This window comes from Methylobacterium endophyticum (assembly GCF_050591105.1).
Classification (GTDB): Bacteria; Pseudomonadota; Alphaproteobacteria; order Rhizobiales; family Beijerinckiaceae; genus Methylobacterium.
Map to the genome: position 1 here is coordinate 135,030 of NZ_JBNHES010000003.1, position 22,536 is coordinate 157,565.

The 22,536-nt window shown below is 73.0% G+C and carries 20 protein-coding genes and 1 tRNA gene; 11 read left to right on the plus strand and 10 right to left on the minus strand.

Annotated elements, in window-relative coordinates; all coding sequences use genetic code 11:
• The first annotated feature begins 54 nt into the window (after positions 1–54).
• The 3 genes from ACP56T_RS05115 to ilvA all read left to right on the plus strand — a co-directional run bounded on the left by ACP56T_RS05115 (position 55) and on the right by ilvA (position 3,053).
• Positions 55–1,098, plus strand: a complete 1,044-nt coding sequence (locus tag ACP56T_RS05115; protein WP_430911042.1) for an AbrB family transcriptional regulator — start codon at positions 55–57, stop codon at positions 1,096–1,098.
• A gap of 4 nt (positions 1,099–1,102) precedes the next feature.
• Positions 1,103–1,450 carry a diacylglycerol kinase gene (locus tag ACP56T_RS05120; RefSeq protein ID WP_430911043.1) on the plus strand — a complete coding sequence of 116 codons (348 nt, stop codon included), beginning with the start codon at positions 1,103–1,105 and terminating at the stop codon, positions 1,448–1,450.
• A 79-nt stretch (positions 1,451–1,529) separates the two neighbouring features.
• Positions 1,530–3,053 carry a threonine ammonia-lyase, biosynthetic gene (gene ilvA, locus ACP56T_RS05125; RefSeq protein WP_430911044.1) on the plus strand — a complete coding sequence of 508 codons (1,524 nt, stop codon included), beginning with the start codon at positions 1,530–1,532 and terminating at the stop codon, positions 3,051–3,053.
• On the opposite strand, the gene ACP56T_RS05130 is transcribed toward ilvA, so the two are convergent.
• From ACP56T_RS05130 to ACP56T_RS05140, 3 genes are read right to left on the minus strand one after another with little or no spacing between them, the layout of a single operon-like run.
• Positions 3,050–3,721 (minus strand): MgtC/SapB family protein, encoded by a 672-nt coding sequence (locus ACP56T_RS05130; protein WP_430911045.1) that lies wholly within the window; start codon positions 3,719–3,721, stop codon positions 3,050–3,052. The two genes, ilvA and ACP56T_RS05130, sit on opposite strands and share 4 nt — an antisense overlap.
• A gap of 42 nt (positions 3,722–3,763) precedes the next feature.
• Positions 3,764–4,687, minus strand: coding sequence for an EcsC family protein (locus tag ACP56T_RS05135; RefSeq protein WP_430911046.1), 924 nt, complete (start codon positions 4,685–4,687; stop codon positions 3,764–3,766).
• Positions 4,684–6,102 (minus strand): AmpG family muropeptide MFS transporter, encoded by a 1,419-nt coding sequence (locus tag ACP56T_RS05140; protein WP_430911047.1) that lies wholly within the window; start codon positions 6,100–6,102, stop codon positions 4,684–4,686. The genes ACP56T_RS05135 and ACP56T_RS05140 overlap by 4 nt, the downstream gene beginning before the upstream one ends.
• 200 nt (positions 6,103–6,302) lie before the next feature.
• On the opposite strand from ACP56T_RS05140, the gene ACP56T_RS05145 reads away from it, so the two are divergent.
• Both ACP56T_RS05145 and ACP56T_RS05150 read left to right on the plus strand, forming a co-directional pair.
• Positions 6,303–7,388 carry a PAS domain-containing protein gene (locus ACP56T_RS05145; RefSeq protein WP_430911048.1) on the plus strand — a complete coding sequence of 362 codons (1,086 nt, stop codon included), beginning with the start codon at positions 6,303–6,305 and terminating at the stop codon, positions 7,386–7,388.
• An 80-nt stretch (positions 7,389–7,468) separates the two neighbouring features.
• Entirely contained in the window at positions 7,469–7,903 is a 435-nt protein-coding gene (locus tag ACP56T_RS05150; RefSeq protein WP_430911049.1) for a response regulator, read from the plus strand.
• On the opposite strand, the gene mutS is transcribed toward ACP56T_RS05150, so the two are convergent.
• Both mutS and ACP56T_RS05160 read right to left on the minus strand, forming a co-directional pair.
• Complete coding sequence (mutS, locus tag ACP56T_RS05155) at positions 7,875–10,592, minus strand: DNA mismatch repair protein MutS (protein WP_430911050.1); 2,718 nt, start codon at positions 10,590–10,592, stop codon at positions 7,875–7,877. The genes ACP56T_RS05150 and mutS overlap by 29 nt on opposite strands.
• Positions 10,593–10,739: 147 nt before the next feature.
• Positions 10,740–11,024, minus strand: a complete 285-nt coding sequence (locus ACP56T_RS05160; protein WP_430911051.1) for a hypothetical protein — start codon at positions 11,022–11,024, stop codon at positions 10,740–10,742.
• Positions 11,025–11,225: 201 nt separating this feature from the next.
• Between ACP56T_RS05160 and hrpB the strand changes: the two genes are divergently transcribed.
• A complete protein-coding gene (gene hrpB, locus ACP56T_RS05165; RefSeq protein ID WP_430911052.1) occupies positions 11,226–13,697 on the plus strand; it encodes an ATP-dependent helicase HrpB in 2,472 nt (823 codons plus the stop codon).
• Between the two features lie 41 nt (positions 13,698–13,738).
• On the opposite strand, the gene cmk is transcribed toward hrpB, so the two are convergent.
• Both cmk and aroA read right to left on the minus strand, forming a co-directional pair.
• The gene (gene cmk, locus ACP56T_RS05170) at positions 13,739–14,371 is read right to left on the minus strand and encodes a (d)CMP kinase (protein WP_430911053.1); all 633 of its coding nucleotides are present in this window, start codon (positions 14,369–14,371) and stop codon (positions 13,739–13,741) included.
• A 6-nt stretch (positions 14,372–14,377) separates the two neighbouring features.
• Positions 14,378–15,724: a 3-phosphoshikimate 1-carboxyvinyltransferase gene (gene aroA / locus ACP56T_RS05175; RefSeq protein ID WP_430911054.1), complete on the minus strand. Its 1,347-nt coding sequence runs from the start codon at positions 15,722–15,724 to the stop codon at positions 14,378–14,380.
• Between the two features lie 376 nt (positions 15,725–16,100).
• Between aroA and ACP56T_RS05180 the strand changes: the two genes are divergently transcribed.
• The 4 genes from ACP56T_RS05180 to ACP56T_RS05195 all read left to right on the plus strand — a co-directional run bounded on the left by ACP56T_RS05180 (position 16,101) and on the right by ACP56T_RS05195 (position 17,688).
• Positions 16,101–16,487: a TIGR02300 family protein gene (locus ACP56T_RS05180; protein WP_430911055.1), complete on the plus strand. Its 387-nt coding sequence runs from the start codon at positions 16,101–16,103 to the stop codon at positions 16,485–16,487.
• A gap of 152 nt (positions 16,488–16,639) precedes the next feature.
• Positions 16,640–16,715, plus strand: a tRNA-Ala gene (locus ACP56T_RS05185).
• A gap of 410 nt (positions 16,716–17,125) precedes the next feature.
• On the plus strand, positions 17,126–17,311 hold the full coding sequence (locus tag ACP56T_RS05190; RefSeq protein WP_430911056.1) for a hypothetical protein: 186 nt from the start codon (positions 17,126–17,128) through the stop codon (positions 17,309–17,311).
• A 74-nt stretch (positions 17,312–17,385) separates the two neighbouring features.
• Positions 17,386–17,688 carry a hypothetical protein gene (locus ACP56T_RS05195; RefSeq protein ID WP_430911057.1) on the plus strand — a complete coding sequence of 101 codons (303 nt, stop codon included), beginning with the start codon at positions 17,386–17,388 and terminating at the stop codon, positions 17,686–17,688.
• Positions 17,689–17,697: 9 nt separating this feature from the next.
• On the opposite strand, the gene ACP56T_RS05200 is transcribed toward ACP56T_RS05195, so the two are convergent.
• A complete protein-coding gene (locus ACP56T_RS05200; protein WP_430911058.1) occupies positions 17,698–19,206 on the minus strand; it encodes a caspase family protein in 1,509 nt (502 codons plus the stop codon).
• Positions 19,207–19,222: 16 nt separating this feature from the next.
• The gene (locus tag ACP56T_RS05205) at positions 19,223–20,101 is read right to left on the minus strand and encodes a DUF4399 domain-containing protein (protein WP_430911059.1); all 879 of its coding nucleotides are present in this window, start codon (positions 20,099–20,101) and stop codon (positions 19,223–19,225) included.
• A 197-nt stretch (positions 20,102–20,298) separates the two neighbouring features.
• Between ACP56T_RS05205 and ACP56T_RS05210 the strand changes: the two genes are divergently transcribed.
• The gene (locus ACP56T_RS05210; RefSeq protein ID WP_430911060.1) at positions 20,299–21,855 is read left to right on the plus strand and encodes an SUMF1/EgtB/PvdO family nonheme iron enzyme; all 1,557 of its coding nucleotides are present in this window, start codon (positions 20,299–20,301) and stop codon (positions 21,853–21,855) included.
• 31 nt (positions 21,856–21,886) lie between these two features.
• Here the strand turns inward: ACP56T_RS05210 and ACP56T_RS05215 are convergent, their stop codons facing one another.
• Complete coding sequence (locus ACP56T_RS05215) at positions 21,887–22,462, minus strand: hypothetical protein (protein ID WP_430911061.1); 576 nt, start codon at positions 22,460–22,462, stop codon at positions 21,887–21,889.
• Positions 22,463–22,536: the final 74 nt, after the last annotated feature.

Consider the following 22,536-nt stretch of genomic DNA (forward strand, 5'->3'; position numbering starts at 1 on the left):
GTGAGCGATCCGGTGTAGCGCCCAAGCCGACACCGGGTCTCCCCGAACAGCCTCTTGCCCACCCATCGCACCCTCCTCTCCTGGGCCGCCCTCCTCGCCCTGTCCGGCCTCCTGGCGGCCGGCCTGTCCATGGCGCGGTTTCCCGCCGCGCTGCTGCTCGGGCCGATGCTGGCGGCCATCGCCTTCGGCGCCTCGGGGGCGGACCTGCGCATGCCGCGCCCGGCCTTCCTCGGCGCGCAGGCGATCATCGGCTGCCTCGTCGCGCATGCCGTCACCACCGACACCGCGCGGATGCTGGTGACGGACGGGCCCGTGATGCTCGTCGTGGTGCTGCTGACGGTGGCGGCCGGCGCGGTCGTCGGGCTGGTCCTGACGCGCCTGCGCGTCCTGCCCGGCACCACCGCCGCCTGGGGCTCGTCCCCCGGAGGCGCCGCCGCCATGGTCGCCATGGCCGAGGATTACGGCTCCGATCCGCGCCTCGTCGCCTTCATGCAGTATGTGCGCGTCGTCGCCGTGGTGCTCTCGGCCTCGATCGTCACCCGGCTGATCGCCACGGCCCCGCCGGCGAGCGGCGGCTCGGCCGACCCGGAGCTCGCCTCCGTGCTCGCGACGCTCGCCGTCGCCATCGTCGGGGGCATGGCCGGCGTTCTTCTGAAGCTGCCGGCCGGCGCGCAGATCGGCCCGATGGTGATCGGCTCGCTGTTGCATGCGAGCGGGCTCGCCCGCATCGACCTGCCGGGGCCGCTGCTGGAGGCGGCCTATGCGGTGATCGGTTGGTATGTCGGCCTGCGCTTCACCCGCGAGACCGTGCGCGAGACGATCCACGCGCTCCCCGGCATCCTTGCGGCGACCCTCGGAGTCATCGCGCTCTGCGGAGGCTGGGCCGTCGCGCTGACCCATATCCTGCCCATCGACTTCCTCACTGCCTTCCTCGCCACCAGCCCCGGCGGCCTCGATTCGGTGGCGATCATCGCGGTCGGCTCGACGGCGGACGTGTCCTTCGTGCTGGCGGTGCAGACCCTGCGGCTGTTCGTGGTGCTCGTCACCGGCCCGATCCTCGCCCGCTGGATCGCGCGGGCCGCGCCGGACGGCCCTTAGCTCCATGCACGCGCTCTACATCGCCTTCCTGAATTCCTGGCGCGGGCTCCTGCACGGCGCGCGCACCGAGCGGGCCGTGCGGCTGGAACTCGTCCTGCTCGCCTTCGGGCTTCCGCTGGCGCTGCTGCTCGGCTCGGGGCTGTGGGTGCGCGTCGCGCTCGTCGCGAGCCTGCTGCTGATGCTCTCGGCCGAGTTCCTCAACACGGCGGTGGAGAAGCTCTGCGACCATCTCCATCCCGATCACCATGCCGCCATCGGCACGGTGAAGGATCTGGCCTCCGCCGGAGCCTTCTTCGCGCAAGGAATCGCCGCGCTGGTCTGGCTCGCGGCGCTGATCGACCGGCTGCTCTGACGCAGGCGCGGGCAAGCCGGCTCGCATTGCGCGGAGCGAGGGTCTATCTCCGGCTCGATCCCGACCGCCCGGACATGCCGTGACCGACTACATCCGCAAGATCCTCGACGCCCGCGTCTACGACGTCGCCGTCGAGAGCCCGCTCGATCCGATGCCGCGCCTCTCCGCGCGCCTGAAGCGCCCTGTGCTGCTCAAGCGCGAGGATTTGCAGGCGGTGTTCTCGTTCAAGCTGCGCGGCGCCTACAACAAGATGTCGGGGCTCTCCCCCGAGCAGCTCGCGCGCGGCATCGTCTGCGCCTCGGCCGGCAACCACGCGCAAGGGGTGGCCCTCGGGGCGCAGCGCCTGAAGGCCCGCGCCGTCATCGTGATGCCGCGCACCACGCCCGCCATCAAGGTCGACGCCTGTCGGGCGCGCGGCGCCGAAGTCGTGCTCCACGGCGACACCTTCGACGAGGCGCTGGAGGAGGCGAGACGCCGGGAAGCCGCCGACGGCATGACCTTCCTGCATCCCTTCGACGACCCGGACGTGATCGCCGGCCAGGGCACCATCGGCATGGAGATCATGAGCCGGCACCCGGCCCCCATCGAGGCGATCTTCGTGCCCATCGGCGGCGGCGGGTTGGCGGCCGGCATCGCCACCTTCGTGAAGTACCTGCGCCCGCAGACCAAGGTCTTCGGGGTCGAGCCGGACGACGCCGCCTGCATGAAGGCGGCTCTCGACGCCAACGAGCCGGTGACGCTGCCGAGCGTCGGCCTGTTCGCGGAGGGCGTCGCCGTGCGCCGCGCGGGTGACGAGACCTTCCGGCTCTGCCGGCAGCATCTCGACGGGGTCGTCACCGTCGACACCGACGCCATGTGCGCGGCGGTGAAGGACATCTTCGACGACACCCGCGCCGTCTCCGAGCCCTCGGGCGCCCTGGCGCTGGCCGGCGCCAAGCTCTGGGCCGCGCAGAACGGCGGCACCGGCACGCTGGTGGCCGTCTCGTCGGGCGCCAACCTCAATTTCGACCGCCTGCGCCACATCGCCGAGCGCGCCGAGATCGGCGAGCAGCGCGAGGTGCTGCTCGGCGTCACCATCCCCGAGAAGCCGGGCGCCTATCGCGCCTTCATCGCCGCGCTCGGGCCCCGCGCCATCACCGAGTTCAACTACCGCCACGCGGAAGGGGCGCAGGCGCATATCTTCGTCGGCGTGAACCTGCCCGGCGGCGTCCCGGAGAAGCACGAGCTGATCGCGGCGCTCTCGGGCTCCGGCTACGGGGTGCAGGACCTCTCCGACAACGAGATGGCCAAGGTCCATATCCGCTACATGGTGGGCGGCCGCGCCAGCGGCCTGCCGGACGAGCGGCTCTACCGCTTCCAGTTCCCGGAGCGGCCGGGGGCGCTGATGAAGTTCCTCGACCGGCTCGGCGAGGATTTCGACATCACCCTGTTCCACTACCGCAACCACGGCGCCGATTACGGCCGGGTGCTTGCCGGCATCTCGGTGCCGGAGGCCGAGCGCGCCCGCTTCGACGCGGCCATCGAGGCGCTCGGCTACCCCTGCGTCGACGAGACCGGCAACCCGGCCTACCGGCTGTTCCTCGGCAACGGGACAGCGGCCTAGATCTTCTCCACCGTCTCGACGCCGGGCTGCGCGCGCAGCGTCGCGGCGATGGCGTCGACGCTCGTCTGCGACAGGCGCACGAAGGAGACGACGACCTCCTCCATGCCGTCCGTGCCGGAGGGGCGGACGATGAACTGCCGCACCCGCGAGGCGCGCTCCCCGGTGAGGCTGTGGAGCACGTCGAGGGACATCTCGCCCTGCCGCACCACGAGCCGCAGGGTGCGCCCCTGCATCCGCTCGCGCCAGCGCTCCTCGATGGGCTTCACCCCCGCCAGGATGGCGATGACGAGGACGGTCGAGGCGAGCGCCGGCACGTAGAGGCCGCCGCCCACCGCGAGCCCGATGGCCGCCACCGCCCAGAGGCTCGCGGCGGTGGTGAGGCCCTTCACCACCTCCCCGCGCAGCAGGATCGTGCCCGCGCCGAGGAAGCCGATCCCCGAGACCACCTGTGCCGCCACGCGCGAGGGGTCGAGCACCACATGCGCCTGGCCGAGGACGTCGGAGAACCCGTAGGCCGAGACCAGCATGATCAGGCAGGCGCCGACGCAGACCAGCATGTGCGTGCGCAGGCCCGCCGCCCAGAGCAGCCGCTCGCGCTCGAACCCGATGACGCTGCCCATCACCGCCGCGAGCGTCAGCCGCGCCACCATTTCCCAGTTGCCGAGCATTTTTCGCGAGGCGTCTCCCGCTTGGCTGCGGCTTACGGACGATCAGGCGATGCCGAGCAGCGCCTTCTCGGCGTCGTAGGCCGCGCGGACGCTTTCCTTGCCGTAGGCGCGCTCCAGCCGGCGGATGGTGAAGTGTCCTCGCGCGGTCGACTGGAAATGGTTCATGAAGGCGGTGTTGACCGCCGCCCCGCCGAGCGCGCCGAGGATCGGCACGGCCTGCGCCGCCACCTTCTGCGACACCACGATGCCGAAGCGCGCCGCGATCTGCGCCGAGAAGCGGATCAGCGCCGGCGCCGCCTCGTCGAGCAGCGCCTTGCTGCCGGCATAGCGCGCGGCCTCCGACATGGTCTTGGCCAGCGCCGTGCGCACGGCGAAATAGCCGCTCTCGGCGAGCCCCGTGCCGCTGCCCCCGCGTCCGCCGAGGGCGAAGACCTGCACGCAGGCGAGCGCGCCCTCCGGCGTCTCGATGTCCTCGCCCTCCTCCCGCGCGATCTGGGCGATGGAGCGCAGCATCAGGGTGGTGGAGACCGGCAGCTCCACCGCGAGGGTCGCGAGCCCGAAGGCGCCGCCGACGGCCCCCGACAGGGCCGCCATCGCCTTGTGGCTCGCCTCGCTGGACTTCATCAGACGCGAGAGCACCCCCGCGCTGCCGGGGGAGGCCGGCTCGATCTCGGTGCCTCCGGCGGCGGCCTGCGTCCTCGGCAGCGTCCGCAGCGCCACCCGGAGCGCGCCGCGCATGGCTGCTTCCGTGGAGCGGGCGACGGCGTCCGCCACGGGGGCGGGCAGCGAGCGGCCGATCAGGTCGAGGGGTGCCCCGGCGGCGGCCGAGAGCCGCGCGGCGAGGCCCGGCTGCTCCAGGGCGCGCACTGCCCGGCGCAGCGCTGCGAGGTCCTCGTCGCTCAGCGTCGCCGTCGCGTCGATCGCGGCGACGGAAGAGCCGGTATGGGCCAGGGTGAGGTCGCTCATGATCGCGTTCCCATCGGTGCAGCCGCCGATCCGGCGGAAGAAAGCTCCGGGGAGGCCGCCGGGTTCCCCGCATCGTGCTCCGCGTGGTCCTCGGGATCCACCCGCGCCGGCTTCGGGACGCGCCCGACCGCGAGGCAGAGCAGCACCACGGGGATGCCCACCGCCGAGGTCATGGCGAAGAACACCGGATAGCCGTAGGCCGCCACGATGAAGCCCGAGGTGCCGGCCACGAGCTTGCCCGGCAGGGCGTAGAGCGAGGAGAACAGCGCGTATTGCGTGGCCGCGTAGCCCGGCGTCGTCAGGCTCGACATGTAGGCGATGAGCGCGATCCCCGCGAAGGAGCCGCAGAAGTTCTCGATGGAGATGGCGAGGGCCAGCCGCCACACCTCCGGCCCCCCCATCGAGAGCCAGGCGAAGGACAGGTGCGAGGAGGCCGCCAGGAAGGCGCCGGTCACGAGCGTCGGGAACATGCCGAAGCGCGCCATCGCCCAGCCGCCCGCGAACCCGCCCGCGATCCCGACCCAGATGCCGTAGAGCTTGGTGACGGCGGCGATCTCCTTCAGGTCGAAGCCGAGCGTCTTGTAGAGCGGGCTCGCCATCACCCCGGAGACGAAATCCGGCATCCGGTAGAGCGCCACCAGGATCAGGACGCCCCACAGCGCCGGCCCCATGCGGCCGTGCAGCTCGGTCAGCGGCTCCAGCACGGCGCGGCGGATCGACCACAGCCGGGTATGCGGCGTCGCGTCGGCTTCCGCCTCGGGGAGCGGCTGCCGCGCGGTGTCGAAGGGCGGGGCCAGCAGCGCGGCGACGAGCCCCACCACCATCAGCGCCGCCATGATGAGATAGGCGAGGGTCCAGCCCCCGGAGGAGGCGATGAACAGCGCCCCCGCGCCGGCGGTGATGAGGCCGAGGCGGTAGCCGAGATTCGAGGTCGCCGCGAGGATGCCCTGGAACTCGGTGCCGCCCGCGTCGATGCGCCAGCCGTCGATCACCACGTCCTGCGTCGCGGCGCAGAAGGCCACCAGGAAGGCGCCGATCCCGAGCAGCGCCAGGTTCGTGCCCGGATCGGAGAAGGCCATCAGCGTCAGGCAGGCGGCCACCGCGACCTGCGTCGCCACCATCCAGGCCCGCCGCCGCCCCAGCCGGGGGCTAAGCAGCGGCACGTCGACCCGGTCGATCATCGGCGCCCAGAGGAACTTCAGCGAGTAGGGCAGCGCCACGTAGCTGAACAGCCCGATGGCCTTCACGTTGATGTCGGAAAAGGCGAGCCGCAGCGTGAAGGTGCCGAGCACCAGCAGCAGCGGCAGGCCGGAGGAGAACCCCAGCGCCAGCATCAGCGCGATGCGCTTGTCCTCGACGATGTCGCGCAGGCGGAACTTGCGGACCGTCGCGCCGTCTGCCGGTTTGAGGGCCATGGGATGGAACTCCTCGCGCTCACGCGCCTTGATCCGAAAAAATCGTGGCCGTCTTGCGCCGTATCGCGATGCGCGCGCCGGGCCCGTGAGACACGGATGCCGTGGGGCAGCATGATGGACGTTGGGTTAAGGTATCGCGGACGGTCTGTCCCGCGTCGTCGCGCCCGTTCGCGCGCGGCCGCCGTCACGGCGGCGGAGCAATGAGCGGGGATCGCCGGGACGCCGAGGAGCTCGAAGGCCACGCGCTCGCCGCCGCCTTCGCGGCGAGCCCGACGCCGATGGTGATGACCGACGCTGTCCGGCCCGATCATCCGATCGTGTGGGTCAACGACGCCTTCCTCCGCCATACGGGATACGAGCGTCGCGAGCTCATCGGCCGCAACTGCCGGATGATCCAGGGGCCCGAATCCGATCCCGCCGCCCTCGAACGGATCCGCGAGGCCGTGGCGGCCCGCAGGCCCGTCGAGGTCGAGCTGTTCAACTACCGCAAGGACGGCACGCCCTTCTGGAACGCGATGACGATCAGCCCGGTGCGCGACGCGTCCGGCGCGGTCACGCATTTCTATTCCGCCCAGGCCGACATGACGGACAAGAACCGTCTGGAACGGGCCATGCGCGGCACCAACGACGAGCTCGAGCGTCTCGTGGGGCTACGCACCGCCGACCTCACGGCGGCGCTGGAGCAGAAGACGGCGCTGCTCCACGAGGTCGACCACCGGGTCAAGAACAACCTCCAAGTGATCTCCTCGCTGATGCTGCTCAAGGCCCGGCGCACCCCCGAGGGGGAGGCCCGCCAGGCGCTCCTCGGCATGGCCGAGCGCGTCGGGGCGCTCTCGACGGCGCACCGCATGCTCTACTCGGCCGGGGACGCCGCCCGCTTCAACCTCAAGGACTTCGCCGCCGACTTCATGGCGGACCTGACCGCGGGCATCGACGGCGGCCGCACCACCGTGGAGGCGGCCTTCGAGTCCATCGCCGTCTCGGCGGCGATGGCCGCGCCGCTGGCCCTGATGATCCACGAGCTCGCCACCAATGCCGTGCGCCACGCCTTTCCCGGCGAGAGGGTCGGGCGCGTGACGATCACGGCGCGGCGCGACGAGGGCCATCTGCGCCTGATGATCGCCGACGACGGCATCGGCCTGCCGGCGGGCCGGGCCGATCCGGCCGGCTTCGGCCGCAGCCTCGTGGAGATGGTGGTGCGGCAGTTGCGCGGCGCCATCGCCTGGCACGATGCCGGCCCCGGCACGCGGGTCGAGATCGGCATTCCGCTCGACGAGGCGCCGTGAGCGTGCCGGCGGAGGGTCTCGCGTGCGTTGCCGTCCGGTGCGGCCGCCCCAGGTAAGGTCGCCATGAACCGGGAGGCGCCATGAGCGGGGCACAGCCCCTCCGCATCCTCGTCGTCGAGGACGAGGTCCTGATCGCGCTGGAGCTCGAATGCCTGCTCGACGATCTCGGCTACGAGACCGTCGGGGTCGCGGGCAACCGCGCCGAGGCCGTGGCGCTCGGCCTGTCGAGCGTGCCCGACGTGGCGCTGGTGGACATCCATCTCGTCGACGGCCCCACGGGGATCGAGGTCGCCCGCGCGCTCGGGGCCGATCCGCGCATCGCCGTGGTCTTCATGACGGCGAACGCCAAGCGCATCCCGGACGATTTCGCCGGCGCGCTCGGGGTGATCGCCAAGCCCTATTCCGAGCGCGTGGTGGCGAGCGTCCTCGCCGCCCTCGCCGAGTGCCGGGCAGGGCGCCGCGAGTCGCTTTCCGCCATCGACGGCTTCACCCCCGCGCCGCGCGGTCGCGCTTGAGCCGGTAGAGGGCGTCGAGCGCCTCTCGGGGCGTGAGCGAATCGGGGTCGATGGCATCGAGGGCCGCGCCGAGCCCGTCATCCGGCTCCGCCGGCGGCGGCTCGGGGGGTGCGATGGCGGCGAAGAGCGGCAGGTCGTCGATCTTGGGGCGTCCCGGACGGCTGCGCTCGGCCTTCTCCAGACCTTTGAGGATTGCGCCGGCCCGCGTCACGACCGCCGCCGGCAGGCCGGCGAGGCGCGCCACCTGCAATCCGTAGCTGCGCTCGGCGGTGCCGGGCACCACCTCGTGCAGGAAGACCACCTCGCCCTTGTGCTCGGCGACCTTGAGGGTGGCGTTGTCGAGGCGCGGCAGGCGCTCGCCCAGCGCCGTCAGCTCGTGGAAATGCGTGGCGAACAGCGCCCGGCAGGCATTCACCTCGTGCAGGTGCTCCAGGCAGGCCCAGGCGATGGAGAGCCCGTCGAAGGTCGCGGTGCCGCGCCCGATCTCGTCGAGGATGACGAGCGAGCGCCGGCTCGCCTGGTTCAGGATGGCGGCGGTCTCCACCATCTCCACCATGAAGGTCGATTGCCCGCGCGCGAGGTCGTCGGCGGCGCCGACGCGGGAGAAGAGCCGGTCCACCAGCCCGAGATGCGCGCGGGACGCCGGCACGAAGGCGCCCATCTGGGCGAGCACGGCGATGAGCGCGTTCTGGCGCAGGAAGGTCGACTTGCCGCCCATGTTGGGGCCGGTGACGAGCCGGATGCGCCCGCGTCCCTCGCCCGAGAGGTCGCAGGCATTGGCGATGAAGGGCTCGCCCCGCCGCCGCAGGGCCGCCTCCACCACGGGATGGCGACCGCCCTCCACCGCGAAGGCGAGCCCGTCGTCCACCAGCGGGCGCGACCAGTCGAGCTCCACCGCGAGTTCCGCGTGGCTGGCCGCCACGTCGAGGGCGGCCAGCGCGTCGGCCACCCGCGCGATTCCCGCCGCCTGCGCCATGACGCGCCCGGCGAGATCCTCGAAGACCTGGGCTTCCAGCGCCGTCGCCCGGTCCGAGGCGCCGGCGATGCGGCTCTCGAGGTCGCCGAGCTCCACGCTGGTGAAGCGCATGGCGTCGATCATGGTCTGGCGGTGCACGAAGGTCTCGCGCAACACCCCCTTGAGGCAGGCCTCGCCCACCGCCTGCGGCACCTCGATGAAGTAGCCGAGCTGGTTGTTGTGCTTGATCCTGAGCGTCCGGCAGCCGGTCTCCTCGGCGTAGCGCGCCTGGAGCCCGGCGATGACTTTTCGGGAGTCCTGGCCGAGGAGGCGCGCCTCGTCGATCTCCGGGTGGTAGCCGGCACGCACGAAATTGCCGTCGCGGCGGTTGAGGGGAAGCTCGTCGGCGAGCGCCGCGTGCAGGACTTCCGCCAGCGACGGATCGGCTTCGCCCAAGGTGTCGCGCAGGGCGCCGAGATCGGCGGGAAGCGCGGCGAGGGACAGCCGCTCGGCCAGCGCGACGGCGGCATCGAGCCCGTCGCGCAGGGCCGCGAGATCGCGCGGACCCGCCCGGCCCAAGCCCACGCGGGAGAGCGCGCGGGCGATGTCGGGGGCGCGGGCGAGGGCGTCGCGCAAGGCGCGGCGGAGCGCGCCGTCCTCGACGAGGAACGCCACCGCCTCCTGCCGCCGCAGGATCGCGCCGACATCGGTGAGCGGTCCGGCGAGATGCTCGGCGAGCAGCCGGGCGCCGCTCGCCGAGACGGTGCGGTCGATGGCGTCGAGCAGGCTCCCCGTGCGCTCGCCGGAGAGGGTGCGGGTCAGTTCGAGATTGGCGCGGGTGGCGGCGTCGATGGCGAGGGTGGAGCCTCCCGCCTCGCGGGCCGGCGGCTGCAAGGCCGGGCGGGCGCCGATCTGGGTGCGCTCGACATAGAGCAGCGCTGCCCCCGCCGCCGCCAGTTCCGCGCGGGAGAAGCTGCCGAAGCCGTCGAGCGTCGCGACGCCGTAGAATTCGCGGATGCGCCGCTCGGCGGTGGCCGGCTCCAGCTCGGCCTGGGCCAGCGGCGTGACGGCCGCCGGCAGCTCCTGCCAGAGCCGGGCGAGGGCCGGATCGGCGTGGATCGCGTCGGAGAGCACGATCTCGCGCGGGTCGTGCCGGGCGAGGGCGCCGGGGAGATCCGCAGCGCGGACCTCGTTGAGCGAGAAGCGTCCCGTCGAGATGTCGAGGGCGGCGAGCCCGTAGGCGAACTCGGACTCCGAGACCCGGCGGCGGCCGACCGCGAGCAGCAGGTTGGCGCGGGCCGGATCGAGCAGCCGGTCCTCGGTGATGGTGCCGGGGGTGACGAGCCGCACGACGGCGCGGCGCACCACCGATTTCGGCCCGCGCTTCTTCGCCTCCGAGGGCTCCTCCGTCTGCTCGCAGACGGCGACGCGGTGGCCCTGGGCGATGAGGCGGTGCAGATAGTCGTCGGAGCGCTCCACCGGCACGCCGCACATCGGGATGTCGTCGCCGGCATGCTTGCCGCGCTTGGTCAGCACGATGCCGAGCGCGCGCGAGGCGATCTCGGCGTCGCGGAAGAACAGCTCGTAGAAGTCGCCCATGCGGTAGAAGAGCAGGCTGCCCGGATTGGCGGCCTTGATCTCGATATACTGCGCCATCATCGGCGTGGGGCCGGGGTCCGGCGCACGGTTCGCGGCGGGCTTGGTATCGGTCATGCGGACGGCGGGAGCGGCCATGCCCGCCTCATAGCAGAGCCCGGCGCGCGGTTCAGGCGGGCGGCCCGATTTCGCCTGGGGAGAAGGCGCCGCCCTGTCCTCGCCGTGAGGAAGGCCGGCGCCATGGGCACCGGCCTTCTGGATGCTGGATCGGTTCCCTGGAAACCCTCAGAAGCGCGGGCCGCCCGAGGTGGTGCCCTTGCGCTGGGCGATGCCCGGCTGGCTCGGGTTGCGCGAGTTCGGATCGCCGTGGAACATCTTGCCGCGCATGGAATGATGGCGCATCGCGCGGTGATGGTGGCGCCAGTGGCGGCGGTGGTGGGACACCTCCACCAGGGGGGCGTCGCCGCCGACGATGCCGGGAGCGGGCATGGCCGGAGCGGCCGACGCCGCGCCGATGCCGAGGCCGCCGAGCACGAGTCCGCCGGCGAGGGTGAGGGCGATCCTGGTCATGAAATCCTTCCGTTGCCCGGCGTCGAAGGGCGCCGCGTCCGCCCGATAAGCCCTTCGCCGGCTTCGGGTTCCGTCGCCGGGCGACACGAATTCGTCATCGCCGGATGCCTGGCCGAGCGGGATTGTTCCGCCGCTGTCGACGTGCGTCGGCGTTGCGGAAACGGTTGCTCCCGGCCGCCGGACATCGCACCAACGCCCGTCATGCCGCCCAAGCCCCCTTCACCCACGGCTCTCCCCATCGACGCGGTGCTGCCGCGCCTCCTCGGCACGCTGGAGACGCGCAACGCCGCCGTGCTCGTGGCGCCGCCGGGCGCCGGCAAGACCACGCGGGTGCCCCTTGCTCTGCTCGATGCCGACTGGCTCGCAGGGCGAAGGATCGTGCTCCTGGAGCCCCGCCGCCTCGCCGCCCGCGCCGCCGCCGCGCGCATGGCCGCGACGCTGAACGAGCGCGTCGGCGACACGGTGGGCCTGCGCGTGCGCCTCGGCTCGAAGATCTCCGCCAGGACGCGGATCGAGGTCGTCACCGAGGGCGTGTTCACGCGCATGATCCTCGACGATCCCGAATTGTCGGGCATCGGCGCGGTGCTGTTCGACGAGTTCCACGAGCGCTCGCTCGATGCCGATCTCGGCCTGGCGCTTGCCCTCGACGCGCAGGGCGCCCTGCGCGAGGATCTGCGCGTGCTCGTCATGTCGGCGACCCTCGACGGGGCGCGGGTGGCCTCGCTTCTGGGCGACGCACCCGTGATCGAGTCGGAGGGCCGTGCCTTTCCGGTGGAGACCCGCCACCTGCCGCGCGATCCGAACACGCGGATCGAGGATGCCATGGCGGACGCGATCCTACGGGCGCTGCGCGCCGATCCGGGCTCCGTCCTCGCCTTCCTGCCGGGCCAGGGCGAGATCGTCCGCACCGCCGAGCGGCTGGCCTCCCGCGTGGAGGCGGATATCGAGATCGCGCCGCTCTACGGCGCCCTCGACGCGGCGGTCCAGGACAGGGCGGTGGCGCCCGCGCCGCCCGGCCGCCGCAAGGTGGTGCTCGCCACTAGCATCGCCGAGACCTCGCTGACCATCGAGGGCGTGCGCATCGTGGTCGATTCGGGGCTCGCGCGGGTGCCGCTCTACGAGCCGGGCCTCGGCCTCACCCGGCTGGTCACGGCCCGCGCCAGCCGCGCCTCCGTCGACCAGCGCCGGGGCCGCGCCGGACGCACCGAGCCCGGCATCTGCTGGCGGCTCTGGCCGGAGGCGGCGACCAACGCCCTCGATGCCTTCGCGCGGCCCGAGATCCTGGCCGCCGACCTCGCCGGGCTGCTGCTCGACTGCGCCGCCTGGGGCGTCTCCGACCCGAGGAGCCTGGCCTTCCTCGACCCGCCCCCGGCTCCGGCCCTGTCGGAAGCCCGCGCCATGCTCTCCGACCTCGCGGCCCTCGACGCGGACGGCCGGCTCACCGCCACGGGCCAGCGCCTGCGCGCCCTGCCGCTGCCGCCGCGCCTCGCCCGCATGGTGATCGCCGCCGCCGCCGAGGGGCGGGCGAAGGCCGCCGCCGAGATCGCGGCGGTGTTGGTGGAGCGCGGGCTCGGCGGCGACGGGGCGGACGTCGCCGAGCGCGTCGAGCGCTTCCGGCGCGAGCGCGGCGGCCGGGCGGAGGACATGCGCCGCCTCGCCGTCGGCTGGGCCCGGCAGGCCGGCGGCGAGGGGGCCCGCGCGGAGCCCGCCGCCATCGGCCCGCTACTGGCCTTCGCCTACCCGGACCGGATCGCCAAGGGGCGCGGCCGCGACGGCGAGTTCGTCATGGCGAACGGCCGCGCCGCCCGGCTCGATCCCGCCTCGGCGCTGGCCCGCGAGCCGTTCCTGGTGATCGCGGACGTGGTGGGCGCCGCCGCCAATGCCCGCGTTCTTGCCGCCGCCGCCATCGCCCGCGAGGAGATCGAGGCGCTGTTCGCGGACCGGATCGAGAGCGGCACCGAGGTCTCCTTCGACCCGGAGGCACGCGCTCTGCGGGCGCGGGCGAGACGGCGCCTCGGCGCGATCAGCCTCGGCGAGCGCACCCTGCCCGTGCCGGCCGACGCGGACTCCGCCGCGATTCTGGCGCGGGGCGTCGCCGGTCTCGGGATCGAGCGCCTGCCCTGGACGCCGGCGCTGAGCCAGTGGCGGGCGCGGGTGCGCTTCCTGCGGGCGGCGGAGGGCGAGCCCTGGCCCGACCTGTCGGACGAAGCGCTCGCCCGCACCGCGACGGATTGGCTCGCCCCGCATCTCGTCGGCCGCGGCGGCCTCGATGCGGTGACGGCGGACGATCTCGGCCACGCCCTGCACGGCCTGCTCCCCTGGGAGCTGCGCGCCCGGCTCGACCGCGAGGCGCCGACCCATGTCGAGGTGCCCACCGGCTCGCGCATCGCCGTCGATTACGGGGCCGAGGGCGATCCGGTGCTCGCGGTGCGGGTGCAGGAGCTGTTCGGGCTCGATACGCACCCGGTCATCGGCGGACGCGTGCCGCTGGTGCTCCACCTGCTCTCGCCGGCCTCCCGCCCGATCCAGATCACCCGCGACCTGCCGGGCTTCTGGCGTGGTTCCTGGAGCGCCGTGCGCTCGGAGATGCGCGGGCGCTATCCGCGCCATCCCTGGCCGGACGATCCGCTGGCGGAGCCCCCGACGCGCCGGGCCAAGCCGCGCGGCACATGATGGCGCCCGCGCGCTCCTCCGCGCCGGCCCCGGAGTTCAGGTCAATGCGAGCGCGCCCGGTCGGCGACGGCCTTCGCCGCCGCGAAGGCGGCATCGGCATCCATGTCCGTGGTGTCGAGGACATGGGCGTCCTCGGCGATCTTGAGAGGCGCGGCGCTGCGGCCCGCGTCGCGGGCGTCGCGGGCGCGGATGTCGGCGAGGATGGCGGCGAGGGTCGTCTCCTCGCCCCGCGCGGACAGCTCCCGGTGCCGGCGGCGGGCGCGTTCCTCCGGGGTGGCGGTGACGAACAGCTTCACCCGCGCATCGGGGCAGACCACCGTGCCGATGTCGCGCCCGTCGAGCACGGCGCCCAGTGAATTGCCGGCAAAGCTCTGCTGCCAGGTGAGCAGCGCCGCGCGCACGGCGGGCACGGAGGAGATGCGGGAGGCCGCCTCTCCCATGGCCCGCTCGCGCAGGCGCGGGTCCGCGAGCCTGTCGGCGATGAGGGCGGCGGCGGCGCGTGCGGCGGCGGCCTCGTCCTCCAGCGCGAAGCCGGCATCGAGCAGGGTGAGCGCGACGCCGCGATAGAGCAGCCCCGTATCGAGATGCGGCAGCCCGTAATGGGCGGCGAGCCGCCGCGCGAGGGTGCCTTTGCCCGACGCGGCGGGCCCGTCGATGGCGATGACCATGGGCATGCGGTCTCAGCCGATCCTGGCGCCGAGTTCCGCCATGGTCGGCAGGAAGCTCGGGAAGCTCGTGGCGATCATGGCGCCGTCGTCCACCGTGACGGGCTCCTGCGTGGCGAGGCCGAGCACCAGGAAGGCCATGGCGATGCGGTGGTCGAGATGGGTCGCCACCGTGCCGCCGCCGCGCGGGGCGGAGCCGTCGCCGGTGACGATGAGGTCGTCGCCCTCGATGGCGTGGTCGATTCCGTTGGCGGCGAGCCCGGCGGCCACCGCCGCGAGCCGGTCGGATTCCTTCACGCGCAGCTCGTGCAGGCCGTTCATGCGGGTGACGCCTTCCGCGAAGGCGGCGGCCACCGCGAGGATCGGATACTCGTCGATCATCGCCGGGGCGCGTTCGGGGGGCACGTCGACGCCCTTGAGGCGGCTCGTGCGCACGCGCAGGTCCGCGACGGGCTCGCCGCCCTCCTCGCGCTCGTTGGTGCGCTCGATCTCGGCGCCCATCTCGAGGAGCGTGGTGATGAGTCCGGTGCGCAGCGGGTTCATCATCACGCCGCGGATGGTGACGTCGGAGCCCGGCACGATCAGGGCGGCCACCAGGGGGAAGGCCGCCGAGGAGGGATCGGCCGGCACGATCACGTCGGTGCCGCGCAGCGTCGGCTGGCCGGTGAGCATCACGGCGCGGCCGTGGCCGCCCTCGCCGTGGGGGGTCACATAGACCTCGGCGCCGAACAGCCGCAGCATCCGCTCGGTGTGGTCGCGGGTCGCGGCGGATTCGATCAGCGTCGTCACCCCCGGCGCGTTGAGCGCGGCGAGCAGCACGGCGGACTTGATCTGCGCGGAGGCGGCGGGGGTCTCGTAGGTGATCGGGATCGCCTCGCGGGGCCCGCGCAGGGTCAGCGGCACGCGCCCGCCCTCGGCCTCGCTCACCACCTGCGTCCCCATCCGCACCAGCGGATCGAGGATGCGCCGCATGGGGCGCTTCCGCAGCGAGGTGTCGCCGTCGAAAGTCGCGGTGACGGGCTGGCCGCCGACGACGCCCATCATCAGGCGCGAGCCGGTGCCGGCATTGCCGAAATCGAGGGTCTCGGCCGGGTCCGACATCCCGCCGATGCCGACGCCGCGCACGACCCAGCGTCCCTCGCCGAGCCGCTCCATGGACGCGCCGAGCGCGCGGGCGGCGGATGCCGTGCGCAGCACGTCGTCGCCTTCCAGCAGGCCCTCGACGCGGGTCTCGCCGATGGAGAGCAGGCCGAGGATCATCGCCCGGTGCGAGATCGACTTGTCGCCCGGCGGGCGCAGCGAGCCGCGCAAGGGGGCGCCCGGCGCGGCGGTGAGGGGGGTCGGCTCGGAATCGTGCGACACGGGCGTTCTTCGTCAGGTCCGAGGTTGCGGCGATGGCCTCGCGGGAGGCCGCGCGGCGCGCGGGACGACTCCCGCGGCCCCCGAGCGCCCTCTCCGGTCCGGCATGTCGGGGCCGGTTATCACGCGCGCCCCGCCGCGTCATCCCGAGCGCCGTCCGTGCGGGTCGGGGGCCTTCGTCCGGCCCGGTTCCCTAGCCTCGTCGCCGAGCGTACTGACGCCCTGGGATGTCGGTCCTTCGCCGAGATCGGATCCGGCAAGTCCGCTCGCGGAGGCGGGCGGCGTCCTGCGTCGCCCCGTCGCCTCAATTGACACGGGCGCGCCGCGCGACTAACGGGGCCCCTCCCCAAAAGACCGTCCTTTATCAGAGGTTTCGCCCGTGGCCCGACCGGAACTCGGCTTGAAGCGTCAATGCATGAGCTGCGGCGCCAAGTTCTACGATCTCGACCGCTCCCCCGCGGTCTGCCCGAAATGCGGAACGGTCTACCAGGCGGCCGCCGGCGGCCGGATGGCGGCCCCCGCCCTCGCGGCCAAGGCCGACGACGAGGACGAGGAGCTCGACGAGAAGGCCGGGCCGGAGATCGTCTCCCTCGATGAGGTCGAGGCCTCCGAGGAGGACGGCGCGGATACGGGCTCCGACGACGATGCGGACGGCGACGGAGATTCGAGCGGCGACAGCGACGACACCTTCCTCGAGGAGGACGACAGCGACGACGACGTGGCCGACCTGATCGACGGCGACGTGGAGAACGACGAGGAGGGCTGAAGGCCCGCCTCCGATAAATTGGGTGCGCCGGCTGAAAAAAGGGGGTTGAGTCCCGGCCGGCAGGCGCCTATAGAACCGCCCTCGCCGGGCGGCCCCCAGGGTCGGACGGCGCGGAACGGCCGCGGAACTCCAGCTCCGCGGGCGGAATGAGTGGGGCCTTAGCTCAGCTGGGAGAGCGCTTCCATGGCATGGAAGAGGTCATCGGTTCGATCCCGTTAGGCTCCACCATCCTCCCTCTTGAGATCCGGCGCGGTTTGAGAGGGTTCCGGCCTGTGGCAGGCCGCTGTTGCGCAGATCGGCGCAATTCTCGATCTTCCATCATCCGACAGCGTTATCCCGGCCTTGGGCGCGGTCCTCGGTCCTGTGCGCCGCTGTTTCGCCCGCCTCGTGAGCGGTCTGGCCCTGCGATGGGCAGGGACGGCCACGTCTTTCGGTTCGCAAACTCGACGCGGCCTCGCAGAAGACCCGGAACGCCGCCGCTGCGTGCGGCGGCGCTGTTGCCGGACGGCCTGGGGTATGGTCCTAGCCGCGTGCCGACACCCGTGCGGTGCGGCGTCCATCGCATCGGCGCCCGAGCCGGCCAGTTATGGTTAACGATTGCCCGCTAGGGTCGCCCCGACATCGACCGGGGATCGTCCATGCATCTGCTTCTCGCCGCCGCCCTTCTGCCGATCGGCCTCGCCGTGATCCTCGGCAGGGGCGAGCCCGCGAAGACCATCAGCTGCCTCGGGCTCATGGGCGTCGTCTGCGCCATCGCGGTCGCGACGCTTCTCGGCGCGGCCCGGCGCCGTATCGGCATGGGTCCGTCGACGGGCGGGGCCTGACGAGGCGGCGGCTTCGTCGCGGTTTTTCGGCCGCCGCCGCACCATTGCGCCTCGGCTTGGCGTATGAGGCGGGCATGACCAACGTGATCCGTCCCGTCTTCGGCACGCGTCCGGTGCCCCAGCCCCCTCTCCCGGACGAGCCGGCGGACGAGATGCCGCCGGCGCGCGTGTTCGGCGAGGCCGCCGGCCATGTGGTGGCGATCGCGGCCCATGACGATCCGGTCCAGGGGGCGGTGCTGAAGGTGGCGGTGGGCAAGGCGGCGTTCCGCGAGCTGGAGACCGTCGCCGTCCTGCCGGCCACTGCCGAGGGCATGGCCGATGCCGAGACCGTCGGCATGGCGATCTTGCGGACCCTGGAGATCGTCGAGGGCGATTGAAGGCCGCTCTCAGTCGTCGGAGAGGCTCTCGCGCAGGCGTTGCACCTGCGGCCTGAGCGATTCGCAGCGCAGGCTCCGCGCGAACCGGCCGAGGGCGCCGGCATCGCGCGAGGCGCGCAACTCCGCGAGCGTCAGCGCCTCCGCCCGGCAGGAGCGCGAATCGCCGCCGGCCTCCGCGACGGCTGGCGGCGCGGCGGCGGGGCGCGGCGGCAGAACCGGCACCGGCGCGCTCGGCCGCTCCGGCGGCGCCACGGGGGCGTCGTCCGGCGCGACGCTTTCCAGAAGGCGGGCGACCTGCGCCCGCAGCCCGTCGCAGGTCAGGCCCCCCGACAGCCGCTGGATCTCCTCGCGGATCGGGTTGGAGCGCAGCCTCGCCAGCTCCCGGCCCTCCCGCTCGCAGCCGGAGAGGGGCGCCGGCTCGGGGGGCGGCGGCGCTTCGACCGGAACGGGCGGTCTCTCGATGATCGCGGGAGGTGCCGCGCTCGGCGGCCGGATCGTCGAGACGCGGGTGCGGTCGGGAGCGTCGTTCCTCGGCGTCTCGGCGGCGGGCGCCTCGAACTTGGTGAGCTGCGCCTTGGCCAGCTCGGCGAAGAAGCCGGTCGGGTGGGCCTTGAGGAAGAAGACCCACGCTTCCTTCCGCCCGATCCGCTCGGCGAACTCGTAGTCGCGCCGGATCTCGCGATCGGCCTCGGCGGGGGAGGGCTGGGGCGGCGCGGGCGCCACGATCGCCGGCACGAGGCTGATGGTGGAGCCGCCGAGGGAACCGTAGACGAAGGGCTCCTGCCGGCCTCCCGTGCTGCGCAGCACGTCGTCGCGGATGCGCCCGAAGGCGACCCGGATGTCTAGCCCCGGCTCCGGCAGGTGCTTCAGCAGCGCCGCCGTGAACGGGCTGTGGTCGCCGCTGCCGTCGTCGGCCACCGATCCGGCCCGTGCCGCGAAGGCCACCAGCGTGTCGCTGACGGCCGGCTCGACCTTGGCGAGCCCGGCGGTGACGGCCCGCGAGGCGATGGCGCGCTGCATGGTGTTGAGGAACGGGTTGTTGCGGCAGGCGTCGACGATGACGAGGCGCAGGCGCTTGGCCGGCTCCACGGCGGTGATGATGCGCTCCAGCGAGACGCCCTCGTCCTCGGCGTCGAAATCGGTCTTCAGCTTCCCGTCCGTGGGGATGAGGTAGTTGATGCCGTTCACCTCCAGCCCGTGCCCGGCGAAATACACCACCGCGATCTCGGCGTTGCGGGCCTCCATCACGAAGGAGCGGATGGCGCGCTTGAGGTCGAGGCTGTCGAGGTTCTCCTTCAGCGTCACCGAATCGAACCCCGTCTCGCGCAGCATCGCGGCCATGGCGCGGGCGTCGCGGACGGGGTTCTCCAGGGTCGGCACGTTGCGATAGGCCGAGTTGCCGATGACGAGCGCGGTGCGGCGCTCGGCGGCCCGGCCGGCGGCGCAGAGCGCGAGCAGGAGCAGCGCCGCGCCGAGAAGGCGCGGCCATCCCCGTCCCGCTGGCGACCACCCGGTCATCGCCGCCTCCGCCGGCTCAATAGTGCCGGTGGCGGCGCGAGCGTGCGCGCGGCCCGTGGCCCGATGCGGTGACGGTGACGCGGATCGGCTTCGACATCACCGGCGGATCGTGCGGCACGTGGTTCTCGTCGGCGAGCAGCAGTTGCAGCGTGTGCTGGCCGAGGGGCAGCGAGACCTTCGCCTCGGTCTGTCCGGCGCCGAAATGCAGGTGGCTCTCGTCGTTGGGGATCGGCTTGTCGAGGGGCGGCACCGGCGTGTCGATGAGCAGATGGTGGTGGCCGGTATTCGCCTTGGCGAAGCCCGCCGGCGCCACGCCCATGTTGACGAGGCCGAAGCGGATGAGGGGCGTGCGCGAGACGTAGCCGCCGTCGCGCGGGCTGGCGATGTAGACCTTCGCGCCCGGCGGGGAGGGGTGGCGCTGCGCGGCGCCCCCCGGCGTGCCGGGCTCCTGCACCGTCACCTTGATCCGCTCCGACATCACCGGCGGCGAATGGGGGACGTGCTTGTGGTCCCCGAGCAGGAGCTGGAGCGTGTGCTCGCCGGGGGGCAGGGTCACTACCGCCTCGGTCTGTCCGGCGCCGAAATGCAGGTGGTTCTCGTCGTTGGGGATCGGCTCGCCGAGCTTCGGCAACTCGCTGTCGATGATGAGATGGTGGTGGCCGGAATTGTCCTTGGCGAGCCCGGCCGGCGCCACGCCCATGCCGCGCAGGCCGAAATGCAGGGTGGTCGACGGCGCGATCACCGAGCCGTTCTTCACGTCGACGAAATAGACCGTCGCGCCGGGGGGCGAGGAGTTCTGCGCCCCCGGCGGGGCGGGCTCGGCCCAGGCCGCCCCCGCGACCCCGCAGACACCGATGCCGACCGAAATCAGGTTCCGCAGCCGACCGAAGCGCATGGCCGTTGTCCTTCCCGTCCCGATGTCCAAGATCAGTGTCCGCCCGCCCGCAAAGACTGTAAACAGATCGCGCGGCCGGCACCGCGCGGCGACGGGGATCGGAGACGATATGCGTCGGAATGACGCATGGGCCGTCTCCCGTCCCGCCCGCACCCTGCCGGCCGGAGCGGTGGCGGCGTGATCGGGAACGGTGCGGAATGGCGCGACGGGCGTTCTGGATTCTCTGCTCGCTGTGCTGCCTGTGGGCGGGCCGGGACGTGGCCGAGGCGCAGACGGCCGCCGCGCCGCGCTTCGGCCTCCTGATCTCCACATCCGGTGCGGACCGGCGATTCGATCTCCAGCCCGTCGAGGCGGCCCTCGCCCGTGCCGGATTCGCGACGACCTCCGTCTCCGACCCGAATCGGGTGCGGATGAAGGCGGCGCTGCGCGACTTCACCGCGAAGCTCCCGCGCGGCGGCGCGGCGCTGGTCTTCTTCCACGGGCCGATGGCGCGGATCGGCCAGAGCAACGTCATCCTGCCGGCCGATGCCGATCTCGCGCGCGGGGACGCCATGCGCGAGGCCGGCATCGATCTCAACGCCGTCGAGTCCGACCTCACCGCGCGGGGCGTGGGGGTCAAGATCCTGATCGTGGACGGCACCGCCGTGGATTCGGGAGGCGGCAGGGGCGGCTCCCCGGCGGCCCTGGAACTGCATGACGGCACCCTCGCCATGCTGAACGCCGCCCAGGACCGGCGCCTCGACGGCGGCGAGGATGCCAGCGTCTTCCTGGGCGAGTTCCTGAAGCAGTTCGACATGCGCGGCGCCACGGCCGAGCAGGTCTTCGCTCAGACGCGCATGAACGTCGCCAAGGCGACCGGCGGGCGGCAGGTGCCCTCGGTGGTCTCCTCGCTCCTCGACGACTTCTTCTTCCTGCCGGCCAAGGCCGATGCGGCGCCGGCCGCCGCCGCGTCCGAGGCGTCCTCCCGCTCGCCGAGCCTGGGGCCGCCCGAACCCGCGGCCGCCGCGCAGACCGCCTCCGGCCTCCCGCAGCCCGGCGAGACCTTCCGCGATTGCGATTCCTGCCCGGAGCTCGTGGTGGTGCCCGAGGGCGAGTTCGTGATGGGCTCGACGGAGAGCGACTACGAGAAGCCGCCCCACCGCGTCGTCATCGCCAAGCCCTTCGCCATCGGCCGCCACGAGGTGACCTTCGCGCAATGGGACGCCTGCGCGGCGGCGGGCGCCTGCAAGGCCGATATCGACGATCACGGCTTCGGGCGGGGCGACCGGCCGGTGATCGACGTGAGCTGGGACGAGGTCCAGGCCTATCTGAAATGGCTCTCGGCCCGCACCCGGCAGAGCTACCGCCTGCCGAGCGAGGCGGAATGGGAATACGCCGCCCGCGCCGGCTCCAAGACGCCGTTCTCCTGGGGGCCTGCGGTCTCCACCGGCAAGGCGAATTGCGACGATTGCAGCGCCGCGCCCGCCCGCGCGACGCTCCCCGTCGGCTCCTTCCGGCCAAACGCCTTCGGCCTCTACGACACCGCCGGCAACGCGGCGGAATGGGTCGACGACTGCTGGAACGCCGGCTATCGCGGCGCGCCCGCAGACGGCTCGGCCCGGCGCGGCGGCCAGTGCGAGCTGCGGGTGCTCCGGGGCGGGTCCTTCGGAACCAAGGCGCATGCCGCCCGCTCCTCCGCGCGATTCCGCTACGATCACGACGTGCGCTACTACGCCAACGGCTTCCGCCTCGCCCGCGACCTCGGCGCCCGGTAGGGCGCCGACGCCGTATCCGCCGGCCGATGCGCTATTCGAGCATGCCGGCGATCGTCTCCATGGAGAGGCCGCTCATCTCGGGGGGCAGGTAGCCGGCGACGGCCGAGCCGAGGCTCATGCCGCCGAGGGTGCGCATCCAGTAGCGGGCCTCTGCCATCTCGCTGCCGTAGCGGCCGAGCCCGGCGAAGCGCCGCCTGGGGCGATGCTCGGCGTAGCGTCCCTCCTGCCGCCGGACGCGGGTGGCGGCCGGGCGCCGGAGGACGCGTGCCTCGGCGATCCCGCCTGCGACGGCCCGCCGCCGGGACGGCGACGCCTCTCCCACCCTCGGCGGAGCCTCCCGCCGCGCTGCGGTCCGGGGCGGAAGCGGGCGCGCCTCGGCCACCGCCGGCGCGGGCGCCTCGCCCATGACCGTGCGGCAGGCCGGGCTGACGCGGGGGCCGGCCCCGCGCAGGCAGGCGGCGATGGCGCCGGCATCGGGAATATGCGCGGCGCACAGGCGCATCGCGTCGGGGGTGCAGGCCGCCCTTTGCGCCGCCGTGCCCTGCGCCAGGGCGGGGCCGCCGAGCAGAAGCATCGCGCCGATCGCGATGAGCCGGGATGATGTCATCGTCTCGTCCTTCGATGGGGGCGGGCGGTCCGATCTCGGCCGCGCCGATCACGATTTCGCTGTCGCGTCAACTG

Bases quoted from the DNA above. Each gene is read 5' to 3' on its own strand.
- mutS (WP_430911050.1), bottom strand. From the start codon at position 10,592: ATGGCCGCTCCCGCCGTCCGCATGACCGATACCAAGCCCGCCGCGAAC.
- ACP56T_RS05150 (WP_430911049.1), top strand. From the start codon at position 7,469: ATGAGCGGGGCACAGCCCCTCCGCATCCTCGTCGTCGAGGACGAGGTC.
- ACP56T_RS05190 (WP_430911056.1), top strand. From the start codon at position 17,126: ATGCATCTGCTTCTCGCCGCCGCCCTTCTGCCGATCGGCCTCGCCGTG.
- ACP56T_RS05145 (WP_430911048.1), top strand. From the start codon at position 6,303: ATGAGCGGGGATCGCCGGGACGCCGAGGAGCTCGAAGGCCACGCGCTC.
- cmk (WP_430911053.1), bottom strand. From the start codon at position 14,371: ATGCCCATGGTCATCGCCATCGACGGGCCCGCCGCGTCGGGCAAAGGC.
- ACP56T_RS05200 (WP_430911058.1), bottom strand. From the start codon at position 19,206: ATGACCGGGTGGTCGCCAGCGGGACGGGGATGGCCGCGCCTTCTCGGC.
- hrpB (WP_430911052.1), top strand. From the start codon at position 11,226: ATGCCGCCCAAGCCCCCTTCACCCACGGCTCTCCCCATCGACGCGGTG.
- ACP56T_RS05205 (WP_430911059.1), bottom strand. From the start codon at position 20,101: ATGCGCTTCGGTCGGCTGCGGAACCTGATTTCGGTCGGCATCGGTGTC.
- ACP56T_RS05130 (WP_430911045.1), bottom strand. From the start codon at position 3,721: ATGCTCGGCAACTGGGAAATGGTGGCGCGGCTGACGCTCGCGGCGGTG.
- ACP56T_RS05140 (WP_430911047.1), bottom strand. From the start codon at position 6,102: ATGGCCCTCAAACCGGCAGACGGCGCGACGGTCCGCAAGTTCCGCCTG.
- ACP56T_RS05210 (WP_430911060.1), top strand. From the start codon at position 20,299: ATGGCGCGACGGGCGTTCTGGATTCTCTGCTCGCTGTGCTGCCTGTGG.
- ACP56T_RS05135 (WP_430911046.1), bottom strand. From the start codon at position 4,687: ATGAGCGACCTCACCCTGGCCCATACCGGCTCTTCCGTCGCCGCGATC.
- ACP56T_RS05160 (WP_430911051.1), bottom strand. From the start codon at position 11,024: ATGACCAGGATCGCCCTCACCCTCGCCGGCGGACTCGTGCTCGGCGGC.
- ACP56T_RS05120 (WP_430911043.1), top strand. From the start codon at position 1,103: ATGCACGCGCTCTACATCGCCTTCCTGAATTCCTGGCGCGGGCTCCTG.
- ACP56T_RS05195 (WP_430911057.1), top strand. From the start codon at position 17,386: ATGACCAACGTGATCCGTCCCGTCTTCGGCACGCGTCCGGTGCCCCAG.
- ACP56T_RS05215 (WP_430911061.1), bottom strand. From the start codon at position 22,462: ATGACATCATCCCGGCTCATCGCGATCGGCGCGATGCTTCTGCTCGGC.